We start from the raw sequence: 7,449 nt of genomic DNA, 5'->3' as shown, positions 1-7,449 counted from the left end.
AACCTCGGCATCCAAAAAGGCTGGATCAAATAACCGCAACACGCCCGGAAAAGACACACTTTTCTTTACTTAACCCACCAACGGCCCCTACAAACAAAAAAATCACCGCGAGAAAGTTCTCGCGGTGATTTCACTGTGCCAGATGATGGATTCGAACCAACGAAGGCAATGCCGACGGATTTACAATCCGCTCCCTTTGGCCGCTCGGGCAATCTGGCGTGCACTCTTAAACGGTGCGAATGGAATGCTACCCACTACTCTGTCATTTACACAAATCGGCAGGTCGAGAGGATATTTTCCTACCCGGATTCACCCCTCAGCAGAACTCAACCCAGAGCCGAGCTCACCTCAGAGCAGTGCTCGCCCCTAGGCCCATCTCGCCGATGGAGCTCAATCCACTACCCCACGCGCTCCACGGTGTAGCGAGCAACGTGACGCAGGGCCTCCTTGGCCGCACAGTCAGGAAGGTCAGCGATGACGCGGTCGGACTCATCCAGCAGTTCATTGACCTTCTCCATCGCGCGAGCCACACCGTTGGTCTGAGCCAGGAGCTCGAGGGCCTCGTCGACAAGCGCGTCGTCGGAGACTGGGCCGACGAGAATCTCACGGAGGCGGTCAGCGGCTGGGGTGTCCTCCTGCAGCGCGTAGAGCACCGGCAGCGTGAAGACGCCCTCGCGCAAGTCAGTACCCGGAGTCTTGCCGGACTGATCGGTATTGGAGGAGATGTCGATGATGTCGTCGACAATCTGGAAAACGATACCGATTAGTTCGCCATAGCGGCGCAGCGCGTTGGAAATCTCGGCGGACGCACCGGCGTGATAGGCGCCGAGATAACCGGCCGATGCGATGAGCACACCGGTCTTTTCGGCAATGACCTTCAGGTAGCGCTCGATGCGCTCTTCAATCGGCAGGTCCAAGTCGTTGAGGCACTCGCGCATCTGACCTGTGACAAGAACACCGAAGGTCTCAGCGAAGTGAGCCACGCTCTCGGAGCCGAGCTCTGCCAGCAGGCGGGACGCAGCAGCGAAGAGGTAGTCACCGGCCAGAATGGCGACGGTGTTGTCCCAGCGCGAGTTTGCGGAGGGCACGCCGCGGCGCTTATCCGCTTCATCCATGACGTCGTCGTGGTAGAGCGTCGCCAGGTGCGTCAGCTCCAGCACCGTCGCGGCGGTGATGACCTTATCGCTCTCCGGGTTCTCCCCGAACTGCGCGGCCAGCATGGTAAACATCGGGCGGAAGCGCTTACCACCAGCGTGAGCTAGGTGGGAAACCCGCTCGACTAGGAAGTCCTCGCCGCGCCCCAGCTCGGTAATCAGGAGGTCCTCGCTCTTGCGCATTCCCTCGGTGATTGTTGCTTCCAGCGCCTCATCAACGAAGTGAGAACTAGTGGCGGTGTGCTCACCAGTGCCCTGAGCACTTCCGGAACTAAGCCCGGAGTAGTCTCCAGTACGCATTCGAGACCTGCCTAACTGACGATAAAAGATAAGAAACTGCTAAATAAACTACCTTACGAGCATAGTGGCTAGCAGACCGGTTCCCATATTTGTTTCAACGTCGTTATACGCTGGGGCAATGACCTCAAGCCCGATTTCGCGAGTTTCCCCCACGTTCGACGGCACCGTCGCTCTACCCAGCAGCACTGACGTGCTCATTGTTGGTGCTGGTCCCACTGGCTCCGCAGCCGCGATTCACGCCGCCCGCGCCGGATTTTCGGTCACTGTGGTCGACTCCCAGCGCTTCCCACGCGACAAAACTTGTGGCGACGGGCTCACTCCTCGCGCCATCGCTGAGCTACGTCGCCTAGGGCTTGACGACGAGCTCCTGCGCCACAACCGCAACCGCGGACTCAAGCTGCACGGCTTCGGCGGCTCCATCACCGCACCTTGGCCAGATGATGCCTCCGGCACTTTCCCCGCTGTCGGATCCGCGATGCCGCGAGTTGAGCTCGACACCTTCTTGCTCAATGCCGCCGCCGATGCCGGTGCACAGGTCTTCGATGGGGTCGCTGCGCGGAAGGTAATTCTCGGAGCGCTGAACACTGGCGGCACGCGAGGGCACGGCGTGCGCGCGGTGGAGCTTTCCGACCGCGAGGGCAAGCCACACACCATCTCGGCCCGTTGGTTGCTCGTGGCCGATGGGGTCCGCAGTACCGTCGGCAAGCAGCTGGGGCGTGCGTGGCATCGGGACAGCGTCTTTGGCGTGGCCGCGCGGTCGTATGTCAGCTTCGACAGCGCAGACGTAGCGGATGACTGGATTCACTCGCACCTGGAACTGCGCAGCTCCGATGGGCAGACGCACCCGGGCTATGGCTGGATTTTCCCGCTGGGCGAGGGCCGGGCGAATGTGGGGTGTGGGGCGCTGGCGACGTCGGCACGCCCGGCGCGCACGAACGTGAAGAAGTTGCTGCGTGAGTACCACGGACAGGTGCGCGATCAGTGGCAGATGAGCGAGCCGGAGCACGTGACGTCGGCGCTGCTGCCGATGGGCGGTGCTGTGTCGAATGTGGCGGGGCCCAACTGGGCGTTGCTCGGTGATGCTGGGTGCTTAGTCAACCCGCTCAACGGTGAGGGCATTGACTACGGCATGGAGTCGGCGCGGCTGGCGGTGGAGCTGATTAGCTCGATTGGTGCGGGCCGCGATGGGCTGACGCACTCCTGGCCCGCCCTCCTTCGCGAGCACTACGGCACCGGCTTCTCGCTGGCTCGCAAGTTGGCGCTGACGCTGACGTACCCGAGCTTCCTTCCCACGGTCGGCCCGTTGACCATCGGCGCCCCGTGGGGAGGCCAGCTCATGGGCGTTGCCGCACGCCTGATGGGCAACCTGGTCACGGAACACGACCGCGACGTAGTGGCGCGACTCTGGCGCGCTTCGGGGAGAGCAGCGCTGGCCTCCGATAAGTGCTTCGGACGCCAGCCCTGGCAGTAGGAATCGCTTTACGACGGGCCCTGCGACCCAGCCCGATTGCGAGCTAGCGAGCTACTCCACGGGCTTGGTTGCCGAGTGCAGCGCTGCGATACCGAAGGTGAGATTCTGCCAACCGGCATCCTCCCAGCCAGAGGCATTGATGTCGCGGGCAAGCTGCGGCTGGTTTGGCCAGGCGCGAATCGACTCCGCCAAGTACACGTAGGCCTCCGGGTTCGAGGAGACAACCTTGGCGATCTGCGGCAGTGCCCGCATCAGGTATTCCTTGTAGAAGGTGCTGAACACCGGCATCACGGGGGTGGAGAACTCGCAGACTGTTAGCTGGCCTCCGGGCTTGGTCACGCGAGCTAGCTCAGCGAGGCCCGCCTTGTAGTCCACGATGTTGCGCAGACCGAAGCTGATGGTCACCGCGTCGAAGGTGTTGTCCGGGAATGGCAGCTTCATGCCGTCACCGCAGACCTTGGGAACATCGCGGTGTGCACCGGCCTTGAGCATGCCTCGGGAGAAATCACAGGCAACGACGTATGCGCCAGACTTTGCCAACTCCACTGATGAAACAGCCGTACCGGCGGCCAGGTCGAGGACTTTCTGGCCAGGCTGCAGGTTCAGGCGCTTTGCCGTGCGCACGCGCCAGTAGTGGTCAATGCCACCGGTGAGCACGGTATTAGTGATGTCGTAATTCTTCCCCACGCCATCGAACATCGAGGCGACTTCGCTGGGATTTTTCGTTAAATCAGCCCTAGACACGATGTCTAGATTACGCGACCGACTTCTGACGCGTAGCAGCACCTGCATGGGAGGCATCAATCGCATCTGCTGCGACCTTGCTTGACGTCTCGGCCGCGGAAACCCCAGAAACCTCCTCGTAGTGGCGAACCAGGTCTGCACACAGTGCTTCCCAGGTGCGCTCGGTCACGGTGTCGCGGCAGCGGTTGCGCAGCTGCTTGCGTGCCAGCTCATCGTCGACGAGCAGTAGCTTGTCGACCGCCTCAGACAGATCGCCGGTGAAAGTCTTGGGTTCCAGCAGGTAGCCGTTGACGTCGTTGGTAATCAGGTCGCGCGGGCCGCCTGCGTTCGGAGCGATGGCCGGCACACCGGAGGCGTGGGCTTCCTGTACCGCCTGGCAGAAGGTTTCAAAGTCACCGGTGTGGACGAACACGTCCAGACTGGCGAATGCCGCTGCCAACTTATCGCCGGTGAGCTGTCCGGTAAAGACGGCATTCGGCATCTGCTTCTGCAGCTTCTGCAGCTCCGGGCCATTGCCGACAATGACCACCTGGATATCATCGCGGCCGTTCAGCGCTGCCAGCCGCTCCACAGACTTCTCCGCCGCGAGCCTGCCGACATAACCAACAATCGGCTTGCCCTCCGGGCTCCACTGCTTCCTGAGCTCTTCACTACGCTTTGTCGGAGTAAAGCGAACCGCATCAACACCGCGGCCCCAGCGGTAGACATCACGAATCTTGTGATCCTGCAGGTCCTCAATAGTCGGCGACGACGGCGCCAGCGTTCGGGCGCAGGAGTTGTGAATCACGCGCGTCCACAACCATGCGGCCGTGGAGAGCCCCGCCAACTTGTAGTTCTTGGCAAAACCCGCAACGTCCGTCTGATAGATGGCCACAGCCGGGATGCCCAGTGCCTTGGCAGTCAGCGCGCCCGCACCACCGAGCACAAATGGCGAAGCCAAGTGGACAACATCCGGCTTAAACTGCGTCAGCGCCGACGCTACCCGACGGTTCGGCACACCAATCGGTAGCGAATCAATCAACGGCACCATCACAGTGGGCACACGCTCAATGCGGTAGTCGCAGTAGAACTCTGCCTCTTCCTGCCAGTCCCGAGCGCCCGGCGCAATCACCAGCGCCTCGTGTCCTTCACGGCGTAAGTGTTCCAACACCCGCAGCACGGAGTTTGTCACTCCATTGATGTTGGGCAAGAAGCTTTCAGCAATGATGGCAACGCGCATGGTGCTAGTTTTCCATCTCGTCGGAAAGCGAAAGTGACCCTCTGTTTACCTTTTGGGGATCTCTTTGTAAACGACGGGTTGCGCGCAACGACAACCACCACAACGGCGCGACGACGAGAAATGCAACCACAGCGATGCTGGTCGCCGGGAGAAGTGACAACGTCCATGTGCGTCCGGCGACGCGGACGACATTGGGATCAGTGCGGTCGTATTCGACGCGGACGCGCTGCCCCTCTTCCAGACCAACGGGATAGAGCAAACCGGTTGGCGGCGACTGAAAATCACCATTCTCGTCGACGAAATCAACCGTGGTGCGAAGGAGCTCGACCGAGCGCACGTTGGCTACGGACTGCCCCATGTTCGACTCGATATTGCGGTCATTAATGAAGCAGCCAACCACCATGGCCAGGCACGACAGCAACAGGCAAATCATTACAAAGAGCAGTACCTGACGAAGGAAGCGCGGCCAATTGGCCAGGGCAGTTTTCCACTGCATGGCGGTCGCGACCTCCTATTTTTCTGTCTCTGATTGTTTCCAGCTCTGATTGGATGCTGCCGGCCGGCTAGTGCTTGTCCAGCACCCCAATCTCCGCATTGTATGCCAGCTTGTGGTGCAACTGCCGACGCGTCGCACGTGTGGTCGCCACCTCGATGACGCGGATGCCGTCGACATCGGTATCCGGGTGCAACTGCGCGAGCAGATCTGGGAGGCGGTCAACACGCACGTGCTCGACCCCGTAAGCCTGGCAGATGCCCTCAAAGTCCACGTCCTGCGGCGTGCCGAAGATGCGCTCAAAGCTTCCCCGCAGGGTCGGGCTGCCCGCCTCCAGCGTCTCGAAAATACCGCCACCGGCATCATTGGCCACCACGATGGTGAGGTTTTCCGGCCTCGGCTCCAACGGCCCAATCGCCAGCGCTGCAGAGTCGTGCTGGAACGTCAGGTCACCCATGAGCGCAATCGTCCGCGGCGGGCGAATCTCGTCGGCATGTTCGCGGTCGGATGCCAGCGCAATACCGATTGCCGTCGCCACCGTGCCGTCGATACCCGCGGCACCTCGCCCCGCATACGTGTTCACGCCCGGGAAAGGCAGGCCCGTGTACGACGCATCGCGCACCGGGTTCGACGCGCCCAGCACCACGTTGTCACCCGTGCGCAGGCTGTCCGTCAGAGCCGCCGCCACATGAAATCCGGTCAGCGGTTCCTCCGTTTCAATCGACTCGGTCAGCGTCTCTCGCACGGACTTCACCGCCAATTCGCTGGCGGCCTCACAGATTTTCGTCCACTGCGGGTCCTGCTCCCCCAAAGTCTGCACATGCTTTACGACGGCCCTTGCGTTCGCCGTCACATCCGGGAACTCCACCCCAAAACCGTGGTTTTCCGCTTCGGAGACAACGGTCAGCTCGATATCCGGATTGGCCAGCAGCTTAGAGATACCTCGGTGCAGCGTCGGCCTGCCGACCAGCACAATCTGCTCCGGCGGAATCTGCGCGAAAGTGCCCGCCGCAAGCGGGTGCACCGGGTGCGCCGGCGCATATGCATTCGGCTCAGCGATGGTTGGCAAATCCTCCAGCGCCGGCAGGTGCGGGGCATTCGAACCCGCAATCACGAGTGTGCGGCGGCTGATGTCAATTGTGGCTGTGCTAGCCGCGTTGGCCGGGCCGGTTGCGGTGGCCGAGTTGGCTGCGATGGCGGCCGCGGCGACGTTGTTGCTGTTGGTAGGCGCAATCGTGGTCCAGGGGCCGCCATCGGCGCGGCCCTCGGGGATGTCGGCGACGGAGTCGTCGTCAGGCACGAGCGGTTCGACAAAACGGACGTTAAGGTGGCCGGCGCCGGATGCCATGGCGGCGACAACGCGATCAATGCGAGCGCGGATCTGCGCGGCGGTGGCCTTCGTGACCGGGGCGGTGCCGTCCAGATCGAACTCGACGACGGAGGCATCAGCGAACAGGCGGTCCTGGACGATGGTCTGGTTCGCGCCGGTGCCGCGATAATGCGCGGGGCGGTCGGCGGTCAGTGCCAACATCGGAATGCCCGACGCGGTGGCTTCCACCATGGCGGGCACGAGGTTCGCCACTGCTGTGCCGGACGTTGTAATTACCGGGGTCACCTTGCGGGTGCGCGAGGCCAGGCCGAGGGCGAGGAAGGCGGCGGAGCGTTCATCGATACGTACGTGGAGGCGAACCTTCGCCGCGTCAGCGGCCTGGACCAGAGCGCGAGCGAGTGGGGCGGACCGGGAACCCGGGCACACCACGGCATCGACCATGCCGAGACGCAGCAGCTCATCGACGATGAGGCCCGCTACCACTGCGGATGGGGCCGTGGGGGCTGCGGGGGTATGGGACGTGGCGTCGGTTGCCGAGGCGTTGTCGTTCACCGAGGTGTCCGGGGTATGGGAGGTGTCCTGGTTGTCGTTCACACTCAATAGGCTACTTGCCGGAAGTTACTGACTAGGTTTATGTCAGTTTGGAAGCGGTTTTTCGGGCGGTAGGGTCAGGCGGTCATTGCATCATGGATAACACCAGAGATTACCTCCCGGGGAGTTAACCCGTCGAGCACTACC

6 protein-coding genes and 1 tRNA gene are annotated in these 7,449 nt (G+C 62.1%); 1 reads left to right on the top strand and 6 read right to left on the bottom strand.

Annotated elements, in window-relative coordinates; genetic code table 11:
* Window positions 1–136: 136 nt before the first annotated feature.
* Together QP981_RS10975 and QP981_RS10970 are read right to left on the bottom strand one after the other, a co-directional pair.
* Window positions 137–218 (bottom strand) — tRNA-Tyr (locus QP981_RS10975).
* 180 nt (window positions 219–398) lie between these two features.
* Entirely contained in the window at window positions 399–1,454 is a 1,056-nt protein-coding gene (locus tag QP981_RS10970; protein WP_049172333.1) for a polyprenyl synthetase family protein, read from the bottom strand.
* A 118-nt stretch (window positions 1,455–1,572) separates the two neighbouring features.
* On the opposite strand from QP981_RS10970, the gene QP981_RS10965 reads away from it, so the two are divergent.
* Window positions 1,573–2,925: a geranylgeranyl reductase family protein gene (locus QP981_RS10965; RefSeq protein ID WP_284858011.1), complete on the top strand. Its 1,353-nt coding sequence runs from the start codon at window positions 1,573–1,575 to the stop codon at window positions 2,923–2,925.
* A 51-nt stretch (window positions 2,926–2,976) separates the two neighbouring features.
* Here QP981_RS10965 and QP981_RS10960 read toward each other — a convergent pair whose 3' ends face one another.
* The 4 genes from QP981_RS10960 to menD form a co-directional block, all read right to left on the bottom strand.
* Window positions 2,977–3,669 (bottom strand): demethylmenaquinone methyltransferase, encoded by a 693-nt coding sequence (locus QP981_RS10960; protein ID WP_284858012.1) that lies wholly within the window; start codon window positions 3,667–3,669, stop codon window positions 2,977–2,979.
* A gap of 10 nt (window positions 3,670–3,679) precedes the next feature.
* The gene (locus QP981_RS10955) at window positions 3,680–4,888 is read right to left on the bottom strand and encodes a glycosyltransferase family 4 protein (protein ID WP_284858013.1); all 1,209 of its coding nucleotides are present in this window, start codon (window positions 4,886–4,888) and stop codon (window positions 3,680–3,682) included.
* A 4-nt stretch (window positions 4,889–4,892) separates the two neighbouring features.
* Complete coding sequence (locus tag QP981_RS10950) at window positions 4,893–5,384, bottom strand: DUF3592 domain-containing protein (protein ID WP_016422033.1); 492 nt, start codon at window positions 5,382–5,384, stop codon at window positions 4,893–4,895.
* Between the two features lie 67 nt (window positions 5,385–5,451).
* Window positions 5,452–7,305: a 2-succinyl-5-enolpyruvyl-6-hydroxy-3-cyclohexene-1-carboxylic-acid synthase gene (gene menD, locus QP981_RS10945; protein ID WP_502869570.1), complete on the bottom strand. Its 1,854-nt coding sequence runs from the start codon at window positions 7,303–7,305 to the stop codon at window positions 5,452–5,454.
* Window positions 7,306–7,449 lie beyond the last annotated feature (144 nt).

It is taken from the genome of Corynebacterium sp. MSK047 (genome assembly GCF_030232285.1).
In the GTDB taxonomy this organism is placed as follows: domain Bacteria; phylum Actinomycetota; class Actinomycetes; order Mycobacteriales; family Mycobacteriaceae; genus Corynebacterium; species Corynebacterium jeikeium_D.
The sequence above is the reverse complement of the archived record's forward strand: the minus strand, read 5'-3'. Positions and strand labels throughout refer to the sequence as shown.